The sequence below is a fragment of the Bradyrhizobium sp. C-145 genome (genome assembly GCF_023375135.1).
GTDB classification, from domain to species: domain Bacteria; phylum Pseudomonadota; class Alphaproteobacteria; order Rhizobiales; family Xanthobacteraceae; genus Bradyrhizobium; species Bradyrhizobium zhanjiangense.
Genome location: NZ_CP088150.1, coordinates 8,657,023 through 8,674,456, shown reverse-complemented (window position 1 = coordinate 8,674,456; position 17,434 = coordinate 8,657,023). Strand labels below are relative to the sequence as shown.

General features: G+C 62.1%; 20 protein-coding genes and 1 pseudogene. 13 read left to right on the top strand and 8 right to left on the bottom strand.

What is annotated here, in order from left to right:
• Positions 1-4: 4 nt before the first annotated feature.
• The 9 genes from LRP30_RS40840 (at position 5) to LRP30_RS40800 (ending at position 8,077) form a co-directional block, all read left to right on the top strand.
• A complete protein-coding gene (locus tag LRP30_RS40840; RefSeq protein WP_249758455.1) occupies positions 5-481 on the top strand; it encodes a RidA family protein in 477 nt (158 codons plus the stop codon).
• 49 nt (positions 482-530) lie between these two features.
• A complete protein-coding gene (locus LRP30_RS40835) occupies positions 531-2,114 on the top strand; it encodes an ABC transporter substrate-binding protein (RefSeq protein ID WP_249758454.1) in 1,584 nt (527 codons plus the stop codon).
• Between the two features lie 6 nt (positions 2,115-2,120).
• On the top strand, positions 2,121-3,062 hold the full coding sequence (locus LRP30_RS40830) for an ABC transporter permease (RefSeq protein ID WP_249758453.1): 942 nt from the start codon (positions 2,121-2,123) through the stop codon (positions 3,060-3,062).
• Positions 3,063-3,072: 10 nt separating this feature from the next.
• Positions 3,073-4,011 carry an ABC transporter permease gene (locus LRP30_RS40825; RefSeq protein WP_249758452.1) on the top strand — a complete coding sequence of 313 codons (939 nt, stop codon included), beginning with the start codon at positions 3,073-3,075 and terminating at the stop codon, positions 4,009-4,011.
• 1 nt (position 4,012) lies between these two features.
• Positions 4,013-5,680, top strand: coding sequence for an ABC transporter ATP-binding protein (locus LRP30_RS40820; RefSeq protein WP_249758451.1), 1,668 nt, complete (start codon positions 4,013-4,015; stop codon positions 5,678-5,680).
• A gap of 107 nt (positions 5,681-5,787) precedes the next feature.
• The gene (locus tag LRP30_RS40815; RefSeq protein WP_249758450.1) at positions 5,788-6,828 is read left to right on the top strand and encodes an alpha/beta hydrolase; all 1,041 of its coding nucleotides are present in this window, start codon (positions 5,788-5,790) and stop codon (positions 6,826-6,828) included.
• 398 nt (positions 6,829-7,226) lie between these two features.
• A complete protein-coding gene (locus tag LRP30_RS40810; RefSeq protein WP_249758449.1) occupies positions 7,227-7,382 on the top strand; it encodes a DUF6538 domain-containing protein in 156 nt (51 codons plus the stop codon).
• A gap of 54 nt (positions 7,383-7,436) precedes the next feature.
• Positions 7,437-7,619, top strand: coding sequence for a hypothetical protein (locus LRP30_RS40805; RefSeq protein ID WP_249758448.1), 183 nt, complete (start codon positions 7,437-7,439; stop codon positions 7,617-7,619).
• Positions 7,565-8,077 carry a very short patch repair endonuclease gene (locus LRP30_RS40800; protein ID WP_346016195.1) on the top strand — a complete coding sequence of 171 codons (513 nt, stop codon included), beginning with the start codon at positions 7,565-7,567 and terminating at the stop codon, positions 8,075-8,077. Before LRP30_RS40805 ends, LRP30_RS40800 begins: the two co-directional genes overlap by 55 nt.
• A gap of 23 nt (positions 8,078-8,100) precedes the next feature.
• On the opposite strand, the gene LRP30_RS40795 is transcribed toward LRP30_RS40800, so the two are convergent.
• Entirely contained in the window at positions 8,101-10,890 is a 2,790-nt protein-coding gene (locus tag LRP30_RS40795; protein ID WP_249758447.1) for a helicase-related protein, read from the bottom strand.
• 246 nt (positions 10,891-11,136) lie between these two features.
• Positions 11,137-11,763: a hypothetical protein gene (locus tag LRP30_RS40790; protein ID WP_249758446.1), complete on the bottom strand. Its 627-nt coding sequence runs from the start codon at positions 11,761-11,763 to the stop codon at positions 11,137-11,139.
• Positions 11,764-11,820: 57 nt separating this feature from the next.
• Between LRP30_RS40790 and LRP30_RS40785 the strand changes: the two are divergent.
• Together LRP30_RS40785 and LRP30_RS40780 are read left to right on the top strand one after the other, a co-directional pair.
• Positions 11,821-12,207, top strand: a pseudogene (locus tag LRP30_RS40785) (SOS response-associated peptidase family protein); the annotation flags it as partial.
• 126 nt (positions 12,208-12,333) lie between these two features.
• Positions 12,334-12,606, top strand: coding sequence for a hypothetical protein (locus LRP30_RS40780; RefSeq protein WP_249758445.1), 273 nt, complete (start codon positions 12,334-12,336; stop codon positions 12,604-12,606).
• Between the two features lie 268 nt (positions 12,607-12,874).
• On the opposite strand, the gene LRP30_RS40775 is transcribed toward LRP30_RS40780, so the two are convergent.
• The gene (locus LRP30_RS40775; RefSeq protein WP_249758444.1) at positions 12,875-13,042 is read right to left on the bottom strand and encodes a hypothetical protein; all 168 of its coding nucleotides are present in this window, start codon (positions 13,040-13,042) and stop codon (positions 12,875-12,877) included.
• A gap of 92 nt (positions 13,043-13,134) precedes the next feature.
• Positions 13,135-13,344: a hypothetical protein gene (locus tag LRP30_RS40770; protein ID WP_249758443.1), complete on the bottom strand. Its 210-nt coding sequence runs from the start codon at positions 13,342-13,344 to the stop codon at positions 13,135-13,137.
• Between the two features lie 148 nt (positions 13,345-13,492).
• Here LRP30_RS40770 and LRP30_RS40765 point away from each other — a divergent pair, with 148 nt between their 5' ends.
• Positions 13,493-13,693, top strand: coding sequence for a hypothetical protein (locus LRP30_RS40765; RefSeq protein ID WP_249758442.1), 201 nt, complete (start codon positions 13,493-13,495; stop codon positions 13,691-13,693).
• A 243-nt stretch (positions 13,694-13,936) separates the two neighbouring features.
• Here LRP30_RS40765 and LRP30_RS40760 read toward each other — a convergent pair whose 3' ends face one another.
• From LRP30_RS40760 to LRP30_RS40745, 4 genes are all read right to left on the bottom strand, one after another.
• On the bottom strand, positions 13,937-14,317 hold the full coding sequence (locus LRP30_RS40760) for a hypothetical protein (RefSeq protein ID WP_249758441.1): 381 nt from the start codon (positions 14,315-14,317) through the stop codon (positions 13,937-13,939).
• A gap of 526 nt (positions 14,318-14,843) precedes the next feature.
• Positions 14,844-15,557: a hypothetical protein gene (locus LRP30_RS40755; protein ID WP_249758440.1), complete on the bottom strand. Its 714-nt coding sequence runs from the start codon at positions 15,555-15,557 to the stop codon at positions 14,844-14,846.
• Positions 15,558-15,616: 59 nt separating this feature from the next.
• The gene (locus LRP30_RS40750; RefSeq protein WP_249758439.1) at positions 15,617-15,937 is read right to left on the bottom strand and encodes a hypothetical protein; all 321 of its coding nucleotides are present in this window, start codon (positions 15,935-15,937) and stop codon (positions 15,617-15,619) included.
• A 15-nt stretch (positions 15,938-15,952) separates the two neighbouring features.
• The gene (locus LRP30_RS40745; protein WP_249758438.1) at positions 15,953-16,528 is read right to left on the bottom strand and encodes a hypothetical protein; all 576 of its coding nucleotides are present in this window, start codon (positions 16,526-16,528) and stop codon (positions 15,953-15,955) included.
• A gap of 269 nt (positions 16,529-16,797) precedes the next feature.
• On the opposite strand from LRP30_RS40745, the gene LRP30_RS40740 reads away from it, so the two are divergent.
• Positions 16,798-17,208 carry a hypothetical protein gene (locus LRP30_RS40740; protein ID WP_249758437.1) on the top strand — a complete coding sequence of 137 codons (411 nt, stop codon included), beginning with the start codon at positions 16,798-16,800 and terminating at the stop codon, positions 17,206-17,208.
• The last annotated feature ends 226 nt before the right edge of the window (positions 17,209-17,434 follow it).

Genomic DNA, 17,434 nt, shown 5'->3' with positions numbered 1-17,434 from the left:
GACGATGGAGAAGGACAAGATGAGCGTCTATCAACGTCTTCAGACTATGGACATCGTGCTGCCGCCGATCACGGCGCCGGCGGCGTCCTACGCGCCCTATCTGCGTACGGGCCAAACCCTATATTTGTCCGGTCACCTCGCCAGGCGCAATGGTGCGGTCTGGATCGGCCGGCTCGGCGATGACATCGCGCTGGAGGAGGGCCGGTCGGCCGCGCGTGCCACTGCGATTGACTTGCTTGCGACGCTTCAGCATGCGACCGGCAATCTCGACTCCATCGCACGCATTGCCAAGCTGACCGTCATGGTCGCCTCGATGCCCGATTTCTTCGAGCAGCATCTGGTTGCCAACGGCGCGAGCGAGCTGTTCGGCGAGGTGTTTCCAGACATGGGACCGCATGCGCGAAGCGCATTCGGTGTCGTCCAGCTTCCGCTGCGCGCCTGTGTCGAGATCGAGCTGATCGCTGAACTTGGGGCTGCCTAGGCCGCACTCGACTTCAACCATTCGAACAAAGCAATAAGAGGGAGGTCAAATGACTGATAGGCGTTCATTTCTGGCGATGACTGGCGGCCTCATACTTGCAGCTGCAGCGCCGCGGAAAAGCTTTGCCGCGGGACCGAAGGTCCTGCGCGTCGTGCCGCAGTCCGATCTGAAGATTCTCGATCCGATCTGGACGACTGCGATCATCACGCGCAATCACGGCTATGCCATCTACGACACGCTGTTCGGTGTCGACGGCCAGGGCCAGGTCAAGCCTCAGATGGTCTCCGAATACAGCCAGAGCGACGATGGCAAGGTGTGGACCTTCACGCTCCGCAAGGGCCTCAAGTTCCATGATGGCGCGCCGGTGACGTCGGCGGACGTCATCCAGTCGCTCAAGCGCTGGGGGGCGCGCGACAATCTCGGCCAAAGATTGCTGGCGGCAACTGCTTCGCTGGATGCCAAGAGCGACGACACATTCGTCCTCACGCTCAAGCAGCGTTTTGGACTGGTCTTGGAAGCGCTATCGAAGCCGGCGTCGGTGCCTCCGTTCATCATGCCCAAGCGGGTCGCAGAAACTCCACCGGATCAGCAGATCACCAGCCAGATCGGCTCCGGACCGTTCGTCTTCAAGACGGACGAATATCGGCCGGGCGAACGGGTCGTCTATGTCAAGAACACGGACTACGTGCCCCGGGACGAGCCGGCGTCGGGAACAGCGGGCGGCAAGGTGGTCAATGTCGACCGCATGGAATGGATCATTCTGACCGATGGCCAAACCCAGACCAATGCCATTATCAACGGCGAAGTCGACCTGATCGAATGGGTACCGGCCGATCAATATGTGGCGCTGAGGAATAACCCGAAGATCGCGTTTGTGGATCTCGTGCCGAAGGGATCCTTCGCACTCCATCTGAACCATCTGTACCCGCCATTCAACAACCCGAAGATGGCACAGGCCGCCTATATGGCGATCAGCCAGGATGCGCTGATGAAGGCGCAGATGGTTCACCCCGATCTGTACAACACCAATGCGTCGCTTTATCCGACGGGCACAGTCTACCATTCCGAAAAAACCTCCTACTACACAGGCAAGCCGCAATTTGCCGGCGCTCGCGCACTTCTCAAGGAGGCAGGCTACAACAACGAGCCGGTCGTTTTGATGTATCCGGCGAGTTTCGCGATCCTCAACAAATTCCCGCCCGTGATGGCGGCATTGTTGAAGCAGGCCGGCTTCAACGTCGATATGCAGTCGATGGATTGGCCGACCCTGGTCGCGCGGCGTGCCCTGAAGACGCCTCCTGCTCAGGGCGGATGGGGTGCCTTCATCACTGGCTGGAACATCCCGGACAACATCAACCCGCTGTTCTACGCACCGCTCACCGGCAACGGCGAAAACGGCTGGTTCGGCTGGCCAACCGACGCAAAGCTCGAGGCGCTCAAGGACGAGTTCCTGTTGGCGACAACCAATGAGCAGCGCAAGTCGCTGGCCGATCAGATCCAGGAGCGGAACTACGATGCGGCAATCGTCGCGCCGATTGGCGAGTACAAGACCATCACGGCAGCGCGCAAGGACGTGATCACCGGCACCGTCAGCTCACCGGTGTGTGTGTATTGGGGCATCCAGAAGGGTTGATCTCCGATGGCCATTTTCCTCGTCAGGCGGCTGATCGCCACGATTCCGGTCTTGTTGGTCGTGGCGGTCATCATCTTCCTCATGACGCGACTTGCGCCAGGGGATCCTGCGGCTGCGATCGTGGGCAATGATGCCAGCGCTGCGGCACTTGAGGCGGTGCGGGCGCAGCTCGGATTGAAGGACCCGCTGCTGCTGCAATTCGGACGCTGGCTGCTCGGCGTGCTGCACGGCGACCTCGGCCAATCGTTCTTCATGAAGCAGCCTGTGTCGAAGCTGATCGGACAGCGCATCGAACCGACCATTGCGCTGTCCACGCTCACGATCATCGTCACGGTCCTGCTCGCCGTCCCGCTCGGGGTCCTGGCGGCATGGCGGCACGGTGGCTGGCTCGATCGTGGCTTGATGACGTTCTCGGCGCTCGGCTTCTCCGTGCCCGTGTTCGTGACAGGTTATGTCCTGATCTGGATATTTGCGCTCCGCCTGCAACTGCTGCCCGTGCAGGGCTATAACCGGATCGCCGACGGCGTGCTGCCCTGGTTGCGCAATTTGATCCTGCCGGCGGCGACCCTGTCGATCGTCTACCTGGCCCTTATCGCGAGGGTCACCCGCGCCTCTGTCGCCGAAGCACTCACCGAGGACTTCATCCGAACCGCTCGCGCCAAGGGTATCTCCGAATTGCGCGTCCTCATTCATCACGCCTTGCGCAATGCGGCCATTCCGATCGTCACGGTTATCGGCATCGGTATTGCGCTGTTGATCGGTGGCGTCGTGATCACGGAATCAGTGTTTGCCATCCCAGGATTGGGATCGTTGACGGTCGATGCGGTGCTGTCGCGGGATTTTCCACTGATCCAGGGCATCACACTTCTGTTCGCGGCGATCTATGTCGGGATCAATCTGCTGGTCGATCTCAGCTATCTGTTGCTGGACCCTCGCATCCGCCAATAAGGAGGCTCGCGTGACTGAGGCAACCATTGAAACGCTCGCTGCGGTATCGCCCGAGGCCTGCGCATTGCGTCGTCGGTCGATCTCGGCGCGACTGTTCAGCAATTGGTCGGTGCGGATATCGGGCCTGGTGCTCCTCGTTCTGGTGCTGATGGCGATTTTTGCGCCCTGGCTCGGCACGCTGGACCCGACCGCGATCGATCCATCGATCAGCAATGCGCTCCCGGGGACACACGCTGATTTTACGACGCTTGACGGCAATGTCATCCCGCATTGGTTTTTGATGGGAACGGACAGCCTCGGGCGCGATATCTGGAGCCGAACGCTCTATGGCGGCCGCGTGTCGATCGTCGTGGGGCTTTCGGTTGCGGTCTTCGCGGTCACGCTCGGCGTGGCACTCGGATTGATGGCCGGCTATTTCAAGTGGCTTGATAGCATTGTCATGCGGATCATGGACGGCGTCATGGCCATTCCGGGGATCCTGCTTGCCGTCACCCTGATCGCACTGTTCGGCGGGACGCTGACCAGCGTGGTGATCGCGATCGCTTTGCCGGAGGTGCCTCGCGTGGCACGACTGGTTCGCTCGCTGGTTTTGAGCATCCGCGAAGAACCTTATGTCGAGGCCGCAGTCGCGCTCGCAACCCCGACCTGGAAGATATTGGTCCGGCACGTGCTTCCCAATTCCTTTGCCCCGCTGATCATTCAGGCAACCTATGTCTGCGCATCGTCGATTCTGGTGGAGGCCATTCTGTCCTTCCTCGGCATCGGTTTGCCAGCGGATCTGCCGAGCTGGGGAAACGTCATGGCGGAAGGACGCTCCCAGTTCAATCAATTCCCACACAACGTGCTGTTTCCGGGAATCTTCCTCGCGCTCACCGTTCTCGCAGTCAACATGTTGGGCGATGGCTTGAGAGATACACTCGATCCCAAGTTCAACAAGCGTGGAGAGTGACATGACGACGACGCCAATCATGCCGCGCAACGAACCCGTGCTTGCGGTCAACGAACTGACGATTCCGTTGCCGCCGAGAGCGGATCGCCCATACGCGGTCGAGAATGCGTCCTTTCAGGTCGATCAAGGCGAGACGGTCTGTCTGCTTGGAGAGTCCGGCTCCGGCAAATCGATGATCGCGAGCGCGATCATGGGGCTGTTACCATCCGGGCTGCGCCCATCGGTCGGATCGATCAAGCTCGACGGCCGCGAACTGGTCGGATTGGGCGAGAGTGCGCTGCGGGGCTTGCGCGGGCCATCCATGGCCATGGTGTTCCAGGAACCGATGACCGCGCTCAATCCGGTGGTGACCTGCGGTGAGCAGATCGACGAGATGCTGCGCCAGCACGTTCGGATGAGTGCCGACGCACGCTTTCAGGCAATCCTTCGGATGATGGCACGCGTCAATCTCCCAGACCCCGAGCGGCTCTATCGCTCCTATCCGCATCAGCTTTCGGGCGGACAGCGGCAGCGGATCGTCATCGCGATCGCGTTGGTGCTGAAGCCCGCGCTATTGATCTGCGACGAGCCGACGACTGCGCTTGACGTGACGACACAGGCCGAAGTTCTTAAGCTGATCCGCGAGCTGCAGGCCGAGAACGGCACAGCGGTCCTGTTCATCACGCACGATTTCGGTGTGGTCGCCGATATTGCCGATCGCGTGGTGGTGTTGCGTCTGGGACACGTGGTCGAGGCCGGGCGCAAGGAAGACGTGCTGAGGCGACCTCAACATCCCTATACACGATCGTTGATGGCGGCTGTTCCTACACTGAATCCCAAAGCGCGTCCTACACGCGCTGATGCTGCTACGCTGTTGTCCGCAACGGATGTCTCGAAGAACTTCGTTCGAGGCCAGTGGCCTGCGCGCAAGACGACGGTTACAGCGGTCAAGCAGGTGTCCCTCTCGGTGGCGGCCGGCGAGACGGTCGGCATCGTCGGCGAATCCGGCTCGGGCAAATCGACATTTGCCCGCTGTGTCGCTCGCCTGGCTGAGCCGTCAGGCGGAACGATCGTCGTCAACTCGCGCAATATCACCTATCTTAAGGCCCGCCAGCTGGTGCCGGTCCGGCACGACGTGCAAGTGATCTTCCAGGATCCCTACCGTTCGCTCAATCCGCGTCAGACGGTGGGCGCCTCGATCGTGGAGGGGCCGCTGAACTTCGGTGTATCGGCGGACATCGCCTGGCAGCGTGCGGAAGAATTGATGAGGTTGGTCCGCCTGCAGCCGGACGCGCTTCGTCGTTATCCAAACGAGTTCTCAGGCGGACAACGGCAACGTATCGCCATCGCGCGCGCGCTTGCTTGCCAGCCGCGCCTGATTATCGCCGACGAGCCGGTGTCCGCGCTCGACGTGTCCGTTCAGGCGCAGATTCTTCAACTCCTGGAAGACATTCAGTCACAGACTGGCGTCGGCATCTTGTTCATCACGCACGATCTGCGTGTCGCCAGTCAGTTGTGCGACCGGATCGTTGTGATGAGAAACGCACAGGTGGTGGAGCAGGGGACGACCCTCGAGGTCTTTGGTAGTCCGAAAGAAGATTATACCCGCCGACTATTCGCGGCTGCGCCCGGCCAAGGCTTTGCTTTCGGTGGTGATCTGCCGTCGGAGAATGTCGAGGTCGTCGCTTAAACCGCCGATTGCTACATGAGCTTACAAGCGCGGCTCATGCGGACACAGTCAAGATACAAGCGCACCTCACGATAGAATCGGGAATTCCCGTTAACTGGAGAGACGATATGGAAGACGTAGATCCCAAGCGACGTTTGCTGGTTGCCGCGGCGGGCATTGCCGCCGCGCTGCCATTCACCCGGATCAGCGCTGCAACTGCGCAAGCCGCCAGCCAGTCCGCACCGGACACGATCCGCGGCACCCACACGTCGTTCGGTTCAATCAAGCAGATCGACGCGGGTGATCTGAACATTGGCTACGCCGATGTTGGTCCGGTGGATGGCAAGCCGGTCGTGCTGCTGCACGGCTGGCCCTATGATATCCATTGCTACGTCGATGTCGCGCCGCAGCTCGCCAAGGCGGGCTATCGCGTCATCGTTCCTTATGTGCGCGGCTATGGCTCCACCAAATTCCGCTCCGACTCCACGATGCGCAACGCGCAGCAAGGGGCGGTTGCAGCAGACGTGATCGCATTGATGGATGCGCTCAAGATCAAGAGTGCCGTTGTCGGCGGCTGTGATTGGGGTGCACGCTCGGCGGCCATCGTCGCAGCGCTTTGGCCCGAGCGCTGCGAGGCCTTAGTGGCGGTCTCTGGTTATCTGATCGGCAGTCAGGCGCTCAACAAGGCGCCGCTGCCGCCCAAGGCCGAGTTGCTCTGGTGGTATCAATATTACTTCGCGACCGAACGGGGCCTGCTTGGATACCAGAGGTACACTAAAGAGTTCGCTCGGTTGGTCTGGGAACAAGCTTCACCAAAGTGGGCGTTTGACGACGCGACCTTCGAGCGTTCCGCGACTGCCTTCGCCAATCCCGACCACGTTGCAGTCTCTATTCACAATTATCGCTGGCGCCTCGGACTTGCCGAGGGTGAAGCAAAATACGATGACATCGAGAAGAAGCTCGCGAGCTTCCCGAATATAAACGTTCCAAGCATCACTTTGGAAGGTGACGCAAACGGTGCTCCTCATCCTGAACCGAGCGTCTACGCGAAAAAGTTCAGCGGTAAATATCAACACAGGACGCTGACCGGCGGAATCGGTCACAATCTTCCGCAAGAGGCGCCGCTGGCATTCTCTCAAGCAGTCATTGACGCTGACAATCTTAAGTAATGGGATAGGTAACCAAAATCGCCGACCTGCGACCGACTTTCATGCCGGTCGCAGGTCGATCATACGGACAGAGGGCGTATCCCAAGCAAAAGAGCCCGCGTAAGACAGGAGATGACCGGCCCCAATTTTCGATCATTAGTGCATGAAAGTAGGAAAGCGTTTACCATTCGTTAGATTCAGCTTGAGCCGAACGGCTTGGTCCGGTACATACTGCCGGTACACACAACCCACCGCGGTTGTCCGAAACGCTGATTTTACTGCAGTTTTCGAGGTCCTTGGGACCCTGGCAGAGAATCCCTCCCTCTCCGCCAGTTAGCTCGGAAAACCCCTGAAACTACGGCTTAACCTACAAAATAAGGCTTTCCGAAAAGGGCCGGTGGTACACACGGGTGGTCACCGTGAGCCGTCTCCGCATGATCGAGCCTTGGGTAAATCCGCGCTCCGGATTCTACTGGTTCAGACGGCGCGTGCCGAAGGAATACCGAGCCTTCGGCATGCCGGCCGAGATCAAGTTCAGCCTGGAGACGGCCGACCTCGACGAAGCTCGCCATTGACGACGGCGAGATCGACCTCGCGACTGAAGCCTCGAAACTCTACGAAAGCGATGAGTGCGACCGATTGTTGCCTCGGCGAGGGAGCGGTTCCCCGGATACAATAACGAGCAGTCGCTCGATGCTCTCGACTACATCATCGAAGGCCTCGAAAACGCCTTCGCCGAGGGCTACATGGACGAGCAATGGCAGTCCATCGCAGAGCGTCTGTCCGAGCACGTTCAAAACGGCCTCACCTGAAGGTGGCTAGGCGAGCCGCAGCGCGTACGCACCGGTCGAAGGATACCTATCCGTCGCTGCGCTCGTGGACGATGGCCCAGGTCAGGTCGAAAAACACCACGCCGGAGATGGCGGTGCGCAAGGCCGCACATGCATTGGGACTTCGTTTTCGACTTCACCGCAAAGATCTGCCCGGAACGCCCGACCTGGTTTTCTCGTCGAGGCGCATCGCATTGTTCGTGCATGGTTGCTTCTGGCACAGACACGACTGCCGCAGGGCGAGCATGCCAGCTTCGAACGTCGAATACTGGACCGCCAAGTTCGATCGGAACATACGCAGGGACGCGCGCGCCGCTGTCGATCTGCGCGAGGTTGGCTGGCGATGTGTCCGCATTTGGGAGTGCGAGGCGAACGATCCCCGAAAGCTCGTTCGAATCCTCCGACGAAAAGTCGTCGCGAGGTCGCCCAAGACGCGCTGACTGCCGTCAAGACACCAACCGCCTCAACGGGTCAGAGCGTTGTCCTCCGGGCGGATTGCGGCGAATCTCAAGGCGTTGAGCGGCCGCCTCTCCAGGTCGAACGTGTCGACGAAGCAAAGCTGATTGCCGTCCGGGGCGATGCCGAATTCGTGCGCCGAGGCGGCATCCAGTCTCCAAAGCGGATGGACGACTGCGTAGCGCCTCTCGAGCCGTCCATCCACGGTGCGCTCCTCGATGCAGGGGATGCGTCCTTGAGTGCCGACGCGGACATAGCGAAGCGTCCTCGGTCGCATCGACGTGACGTCCTGCGCGAGAGAGTGGGCCTTCTCGAGCCAACCTCGAAGCTCGGGGTGTCCATCGAAATTCCCGTCGAGTCCGCACGTATAGTGCGGGTCCATCATTCCGCGAAGGTACGCCAGCGCCAACCGCCAATCGAGGAGCGGATGGTATCTGCGGTTCTGATATTGCTGAACGCACACATAGCAAGACGTCGAGCAGCGAGTGACGTGATCTTCCTTCAGAAAGTCCCTGAGAGGCCACTGTCGGTCATCTCCGAGGACATCCTCGACAAGCCGGACGATCTGAGGGCGGCCGTCGGTCCCGGGCTCGCCGAGCCGCCGGCAGAGCCCGGATCCGTTGATCAGCGTGTCCGCGATCTGAAGCATCGGGCTGTCGCCTCTGAGCCGCGGCTCCAGAGCCTCGAACTTGTCCGGAGCCACGTCGAGAACTAGGGCCGCCTTCTGCACCAGCAGATGTGTCGCGCTGACCGCTGCCGACCTGGCGCCAATTCTGGACCGAAGGCCGCGGCGGGCGACGAGATCCAGGTTGAGCCGGCGATTGAAGCCGGTCGTTTCGAGGAAGAGCGCGTCGGTCTCCTTGCGCGCGAGAAGCCCGAAACGCATGCCGAGGGGTGCCGTCAGCGTCCATCTCGGATTTCCCGCGATCCGTTCGATGTCCGGATCAATCGCCTGCTCCGGGACGGTGACGTTCTTCCAACCCATGACGTCATTGTCAGTGACGATGTCGGCGCAGAAGAATTTCGCCTGTCCGGTTTCGTCCTCGACGCCGCTGTTCAGGTTCATGATCGTGGTGCCCGCGCCTGCGTGCACCGTCAGACTGCCGACAGTGCTGGGGACGCCGTCGTGCTGGATCGTCGCGACCGTCCGGATCGCCATCTGCCCGGCCGTCTCGACATCCTTGGACGTGGCGCGGAAGTCGGTGCGGAAGGCGCTAGGCGAGACGTAGTAGTTGAAGGCGTCTTCCGGTACATCAACGCCGCAGTCGCTGCACGCGATAGGCGCGCCGGGCCGATCGGCCGTGTGGCTCGCTGCGCCACATGCGCCGCACCAGGCCACATGTGTGGCTTCGCCGAACCAGTCCGACTTGGGCGGATCGACGATGATGTCGGAGCCGCGTCGCTCCGGCTCGGGTAGGGGCCCCGTAAAGCCGATGACGCGGTGCCGCGCCTTGTCCTTAACGAGCACGGCCCCCGGAGCGAACTCGTAGATCCCCATCTCGAGGTCCCGATCCATCAGGCTCCAGTCGTAGTCCTCGGGCACGACGCCGGGCTCGCGCCTCGCGCCGAGATAGAGGTCCCTGACGCGCGTCGGCATGCCATACATCGGCAGCAGCCCCTGCTCAGCCAGGAACTGCGCAAGGCCCCCGCGTACCCGTGGCTTCTGCGCGGCGAGGCCCATTATCTCGCCTATCAGCGTGTCGGGCGCGGACATTTCGAGAAGCTGCTGGCGCTGCGCGGGCTTCAGCACCGCCGTCCGGATGAAGCGTTGACGGACTTCGTCCGTCTCGTCCAACGCCTTGCGGAGCTTGTCTGGCCAGGCGGAACCCACCCCGTAGAACTCCGTCGTCGGGACGTACTCGCCGTGAACGTCCGGCGGCGTGAGATCGTCCCCTGGATACGGCAGCCCGTCCCGTATGGCTTCGTTTCGCACCACCGCGAACGCCTGCCGGAGCCACACCTTTCGCAGCAGCCGCAGCGGAATGGGATTGTGGTCGACAGCCAGGAACGGGGCCGGTGGTGGGTCTCCCGTGATCGACTCCGGATGTCGGAAGTAGAATGCGTCGTGGCTGCGGCCGCGGCAGAACGTGGTGACGAACGAGAACGCCTGGCCTCTTCGGCCTGCGCGGCCGACGCGCTGCTGATAGTTGAATCGCTGGGGCGGCATGTTCGCCTGATAGACGGTCTGCAGAGAACCGATGTCGATGCCGACTTCCATCGTCGTCGTCACCGACATCATGTCGATCTCCTGCGCATGCTGGCCGACGAGGTTGTCGAGGCCCACGAATATGTCCTTGAACCGCCGCAGGCGGTCGGAGAAGTCGTCGGTCTGGCCGCTGAGCTCTTCGCACTTCAGCCTGAAGCGCGGAATGCCCTGCTCGGCGCCGCGCACGATCCGTCGCCCGAGGAAGTTCGAATCCCAAAGCTCCTCGACGCGTCCGGTCCGCGGCACATGCAGCGGAGCGTAGCAGCGCGTGCATCTGCCGACGCCCCGATGCATGTGCACCCGCTCGCACTCGGTGCACCGCCAGTACGAATCGTCCTTTCGCGCTATCTTGAGATAGAGCTTTCCTACCTGAATCGTGCCGCCGAGCTGATCCATCGCCGTTAGCCGCCTCAGCACGTCGTCCAGACCGATCTGCCATTGCGCGCCGAAGATCTGGTCCGCGAACCGGCGCACCCTGTTCGATTCCTGCACATCCTGCGCGGAGTGCCATTGCTTGTAGTCCGTAGGATCGAAATACTGACCTTCCTGGACCCGATTGCCGCTCGCGAACACGCGGAGCCATGCGTCCATTTCGTCCGCGGCGTCGCCCTCGTCCTCCGACAGAGACGGGTACGCGAGACCGGTCCAGGTTTCAGCGCGGGGCGCACCGCCCTGACCTCGATCTCGCCGTTTCTGCCGAAGAGGTTATGGGACGACGCCGATATGTCCGTGATCGCGCCTTCGATCGACTGCGCACGCACCTCGACGAAGGCCGACGGCCCCTGAGTTCTCGTGCAGACGCCGACCACGAAGTTGCTGTCGTTTGACACTTGGCACCTACCCAACCGGCGGCAACACGCGCGCCGCCTTTACGCTGTCGTTGATCCAAAGCAGGCGCGCCCCGTCGGGGGACCTGCGCACGGCGAGCGCCGCATCGTGCGCCGACCCGGGCGCATCGGCCTGGATGATGTTCGGAAGCAGGCTCTGGAGTCTTGGGAGGTCCGTCGCCGCCGCGGGATACGCATAGTGCCGCTTGCCGGACGAGCCTGCATTCGCGAAGTTCCGATAGCGGAGCCATGAAGAGATCGGCGCGGGAAGCGCGCCCTCGTTGGCGGACCGGACAAGTGTCCCTGCCTCGAAGCTAAACATCGCGGCGCCTCGAGTGACGTGGGCATACGCGATCGCCGCCTGCCTGGAGAGGAACCTGGCTTCCCCTCCTCGGGAGGAGACCACGTAGACGTCGTGATCACGGTCAGCGACGCTTTTCCAGCGGACCAGGCGCACAGGTTCGCGGTCGTCGTCGCGGGCCGTCACGAAATGACCGCGCCTCCATGACCAGAAGGACGCCGGAGCATAGAACTCGTGGCTGATCGGCGTCCGGACGAACGACGCCGGCGCTTTACCTGCCACCTTCGGCGAGTCCAGCATCCAGCGAAGGCGCGCGGCAAGCTCGTCGGGCTGCACGGACGCCGCGCCGAGGAGCGGCGGAGACCAACGCGCCACTCCGCCCGATCGGAACGGTTGGGCCCGGAGCACCGCTGCGTGGTGCCGTTAAACTCGTTCAGCGAGTTCAACAAGGGCGAGGGCGGCGACATCTAGTTCGCGTTCGACGAGACCCGGCCGCTCGCGTGCTTCGCCGGCATCTGGACGAACTGGACTTCGGTCCGGAAGGTCAAGGAAGGCGAGACCACCAATGACCTCTACGCGTTTTTGACCACTGAGCCGAACGCCGAGGTCAGGGCCATCCACCCGAAGGCGATGCCCGTGATCCTGACGACGCCGGACGAGGTCGAGACGTGGATGACCGCGCCGGCGGAAGAAGCGCTGAAGCTGCAACGGCCGCTTCCGGACGGGGCGCTCCGAATCGTCGCCCGGGGCGTGAAGGAAGATCCCGCGCCGGCGACGTAGCGTTCTGCACAAGCGCTGCGGAACACGTGGACAACCCCTAGCTCTGCCGATTCCGAATCCCTGACCCGTGCTGACTGCCGGAACACGCTGGCGACGGAAGGATTCGTCCCGGCAGGAGCGGTCTCGATGCTGATGACGAAGGGGAGGCGACCGGCGATCCGGACGCTGCGTGGATGGGCGATCAACGTGCTGCAGGAGGCCGGTGCCCTCCATGAATTCGAGGAGCACGGGTGGGCGAAGGACCGAGCAGATCCGCATGCGCGCGAGCGCGCCGTCGAACTTGCTCGCCAGGACCCGCCGACCGGGGTCTCGCCGGCGGACGCGGTCGCGAAAGTCCGCGAGGTCTTGGATTCGATCGGAGATACCTGTCCGGAGTGTCTGCCAGACGCTGATCAGTAGCGCCGAGGACCAGGCGTTTGCGAAGAACAGGGTGCGGGACGGGCGAGCTCGAGCCAAGCCTGTGCGACCTGAATCCGGCGCTGCCTTTCGGGGCTGTCGGCGCGCACGGCTTCCTTCATCGCCGCTTCGGCTTGTGTCTTCGGATCGAAATCGCCCATAGCGGAATATCTAGCGCGAGAGCGTAAAGGATAAATGGCTGTGTGGTCCGTACGAATCCGGTGACGCCAGTCTTCGTTCTCGCGGATGCGACAGCCTCGGCAGCCCGAAATCATTCCTCGCCAGGCGGGGCGGCATCTCCCGGCTCGAGCAAGCTGAGCGCGGTCTCGATCTGCGTCAGCAGCTGTTGGATTTCCTCGCGTTCGTTAGGTCCGGGATCGCTCTCCAGCCGCTCCAAAAGCACCCGTTTGCGCGCCAGCAGCTTCGCCACAGTCGACATCGTACCTTCCCTGCGTGGTGGGACACCTGCAAAGCAGGTGGTGCGTGGGCGACGAACTTGCCAGTCCTCGCTCCGCGGCGGCCAGATATCGATCAGGCGGAGCGCTGGCCGAGATCGGGCTGGCTGCCGCTTCGCTCTCCGAGCAACTTGCCGGTCGTGCAGTTGACGAAGTGCAGCGCCATGCAGGCGGGACACGGCACCGACACGTATGCGTTTCCCGGCGCGTCCGGCCGATCATCGTCCAGCCGATGCTGGACGTTCATGCCGGTGCGCGGACATTTGAAAACGATCTCGCGCTCCATGGCCAAATCATGCGCCCGGCCATCACCGGCAGAAATTGCCTTAAGTCCACCCAGGGGAGTTCGCTCCAGATGAGATGGGGTCAAGGCGGTCCTGCTGGCCGCAGCGGCGTTTGCAATCTATTGGTGGTTCTCAAAATCGCGCGGCGCTTTGCGCTTCATCGACCTTGTGAGCTTTGGCATCGGCTTTCTGGCTATCTGCGCAGGCTTCTTTGCGGTCTACGGCAACAAGAGCGAAAGCACGAAAAACCATCATCATGTCACCTTCAAGCTCGACGCTACGGAAGCCAGCCTCGACCCGCACCTCGACATGTTGGGAGCCTGTAGCACGCCGACGGACATCAGTTCATGACGGGGTACCGCTTTTCGGCATCGGAAGCGCGTGCGGCACGCAAGAGGGCAACGTTCTGAGGCTTGCAATGAGCCCGGCCGTCCATAAATCAGTGAACAGGCTTCCCACCTATGCCCTGTCGGTGGACATCGGGGTCTGTGTCTGTGATCGATGGAAAGTCCGGGGTGATGCCCCGTGCTGCCGGACGTTAAAAGGCGACATGATCTCTGGTGCTGTGACAAGCACGGCGTGGTGGGCCACAGGCTAGTATGCGGTCCTTGCGCGATACGTGAGGTCCGCTGCGACGCGGGCGGGATCGCCCAGCCTGCGCCACAACTCACGCGGATCGAGCGCCGACCTCAGGCATTCGAGGGCGACGCCGGATTCCTGGAGTCGCTCAGCGACCGCGGTCACGACGTCGCCCTCCGGAAAGTGGTCGATGTTGCGGGCATCGGCTATCTCGATGCATTCGAGGGCACCAGTCGAGGAGATAGTCCTGTTCGTTGTTTCGCGACCGTCCGATTTAGCACGCGGACGGTCGATGGAAGCCGCCACCGCGTAGTAGGCCCACGATTTTGCCGAAAGCTTCGACGGCGGCGCGGTGCGCGGCCGGCGCGGGGTCGGCCGCCGCCGGCGGCGGGGCACGCCAGCGGCCCGGGCTCCGTCGCTTCTGCGGCTGCGAAACGCATGGCGAGAAGGACATCGGTTGCAATCGGCGCCAAGATCCGGGGCCTCTCGGCGCCGCCTAGACCGCCCGACATCGCCGGGTGCCGGGCGCCGGCGCGGCGGGCCGCCGGACGTCGGTAGCCGCGCTTCGAGCGCAAAAATGTCAGTAATCAAAATTTCAAGGAATCGATTTCAAGGACTCGTCTGCTGAAATTCGAATCCTTGAAATCGAGTCCTTGAAATCGAATCCTTGAAAACTCGAGTCCTTGAAATTGAGTCCTTGAATTTCGTATTTTGCGAATGCATCTAGCAGCGCCGCTGCGGCTCGCGCCGGCAGCGTCGGCGGCCCTCGAGTGGCGGCCGGCGCAGGCGGTCCGGCGGCCCAGCGCCGGCACAGCTCCAGGAACGGTCGATGGAAGGTGGCACGAAGAAATCCAAGGCGTCCTGGATGACGGCTCGCCGCCGGACCCTGGTCGGTAGGTGCGCGACATGTCGGTCCGGCCGCCTAATGCAGGGTCCGCGAAGATCGTCTCAGCGCCGAGACGGTCTCGATCGCGACGAGCTCCAACCGCTTGCGCGCACGCCGCCGCGGCGTGGCGAGGCTCTCGTACCTTTCGAGTCGATTTTCGATGGCGCGATCGACGATGGTCGCCGCAGTCGAATCGCCGATCGTTTCGGTCGTATAGGGCAGCGAAGAGACAAGAAGATCCATCGTGGTCGCCGCGTCGTCGATCTTGGTGGACAGGCCTGCGGATCTGTATTGAGCGCGCCTATCTCGGGTCAAGCGTTCGAGAATGTCTCGCACGCCGTCCAGTCCGAGCAGACGGCTGCATGCTTCGCGATCGATGGTCGCGTACACGATGGCGTACCCGCTCGGTTCGGCGACCACGACGTGCGCCGGCTTCAGAGCGAGCGGGAAGCCCGCCTCGACGTCGGCCGCCTGCGAATAGAATTGAAGGTGGATCGAGATCGCCTCGAGCAGCAGACCTTCCCAGTCCGGCACCAGATCCGCCACGATTTCCTGCACGTCGATTTCGTCGAGCCGTTCGTCAGCCTGCGTCAGGCGCTCGGCTTCGACGAGTTCCTCGACCTTGCGCATGATGCGCTGCTTCATGACGGCTTCCCACTCGGAAACCTTAAGAGTCTGCATCGGCATCTGGACCTTCTTGTGCCCGGGCGGTGCGGGCGCATCTCGGTCCGTTCGTTTCTTCTCGGCCATCCTCTTCTCCACGCGGTGATCGCTTCCTTTCGGTTCGACCTGAACCGACGCGGAACTTGTCAGTCGAACAAGTCGGGGGTTTGATTACGGTCGGACCTGCCGCGCCGTTTCCCGCCCGCTCGCGTTTTGGGCGACGCCCAATGTTCGCACCAGGCGATATGGAGGTTGATGGGCACGGCATAACCGATCTGCTGCAGAGGCGGCAGTCCGTCGCGGAAATGCACCAGGCGGACGATGCGCTCGACGAAGCCGCCCTCGACGAGCATGTCCATCGTCTTGGCCGAGGCCTTCGGCCGATCGTTGCCGGAAGCGATCTCGTCGAAAACGCGTTTGGCGGCGGCGGGCAGACCTTCGCAGGGGTGCGGCTTGGTGCGGGACACGGTGGTGCTCCGTCGCTAGGTGAAGTCGTGCAGCGAGCGGGCGTACCGCGCGAGCGCGTTCATCTCGACGACGAATTTCCGGGCCCAGTCGACCTCGATGGCGTTCAGCCGCATGACGCCGGGCATGATGGGCTGCTTGAACAAGGGTTGCGTCGAATACAGGAAGCTGACCCGCTCCGTCTCCATCTCGAATTCCCCGTAGCCCGCGCTGCCCCAGCTCATCGTCAGCTTCGCGTTGCTCTCGTCGTCGGCGCAACGAGCAAGCACATGGGACAATTGGTCGGCAAATGAATCCTTGGACGGCCGGCCGGCTTCCCGATGACCGATCCAGTTCGCCCTTGCGAGTTCGCCGTGCTCCAGCTGGAACGTCATGCCACTCAACCGCACGATTTCTTCTGTGGAAGCTCGGCCGGTGGACACGGCGCCCACGCCGACGAGCAGGCGCGCTCCCAATTCGGCGACGCTCGCGGCCGCCGGCAGCTCCGACGATAGCTGCGCAGCGAGCAGCATGTCTTCCGCGGCGACGCCGAGCGCCGAGGCCAAGACGGCGATGGTATCGTCGTCGATCGTTCGATCAAGGATGACGCTCATGTTCGTTCCATTGGTTTGCTTTTCTACTCAGCGCTCGTGAGCGCTCGAGAGGCAAGATCAAAATCGAAAATCGTTTCGCTCTCCGCATTTTTCTCGCGCCATCGGCAAAATGTTCCTGCGAAAGGGAAGCTAACTCGCCTTAGCTTCCCAAAAATCTTAACCATTGCGGCGGTGGTGCGGCTTTCGACTGAAAAAACGGGGAGAGCGTTTTTCGTCCGTTGCAATGCGGCTCCGTTCGGCTCGATGATTGTCGCCGAAGGAGGCCGGTGATGCAGAGCTATACTTTCATCCTGCCCGAGAACGACATCGAGACCGACGATGTCGTCGTCGCTTCGGGGCTCTCGCGCGTGGAGATGGCCGAGCTTGTGCGCAAGCGCAACGGCGCCGGCGTGGTCTGGAGCGAGTTCGAGCACGAGGGCTTTCGCTGCTTCGAGATGGTGCAGCTCGCGACCCATAGCGGCTCGCATCGGCGCACCGTGCTGGAGCGGGATCGCGCTCTGGCGATGAGGCTCATCGACATCCAGACCATCGGCCGCCACGGCGAGCTGTGCGCAGGCATGGTGCTCACGGACCGCGCGGCTCGGGATGCACCGAATGTTCGGACGCGAACCGGGCTCCTTGGATTAGAATGCGTGCTTCCCTCAAGAGCACATTCCACAATTTGCCAGTGTCTCGGTTGAGCAATTCAAAGACCCGCTCCATCGCATCCCAGAACTGCTCGGACACCGCGCCAGGTGAACAGCCGGACATGTCCCAATCAGATTGCGACATCTGCTCAGGAAAATCCTCCAGCGTAGTGTACAGCTCGTCGAAGATCTCGTATCTCCAGCAGGCCTCGGCCACAGATCCTGCAACGGCCACCATAATGCGGGTGCTCGGATCGACGCCTTGCATCAGACATCGGGT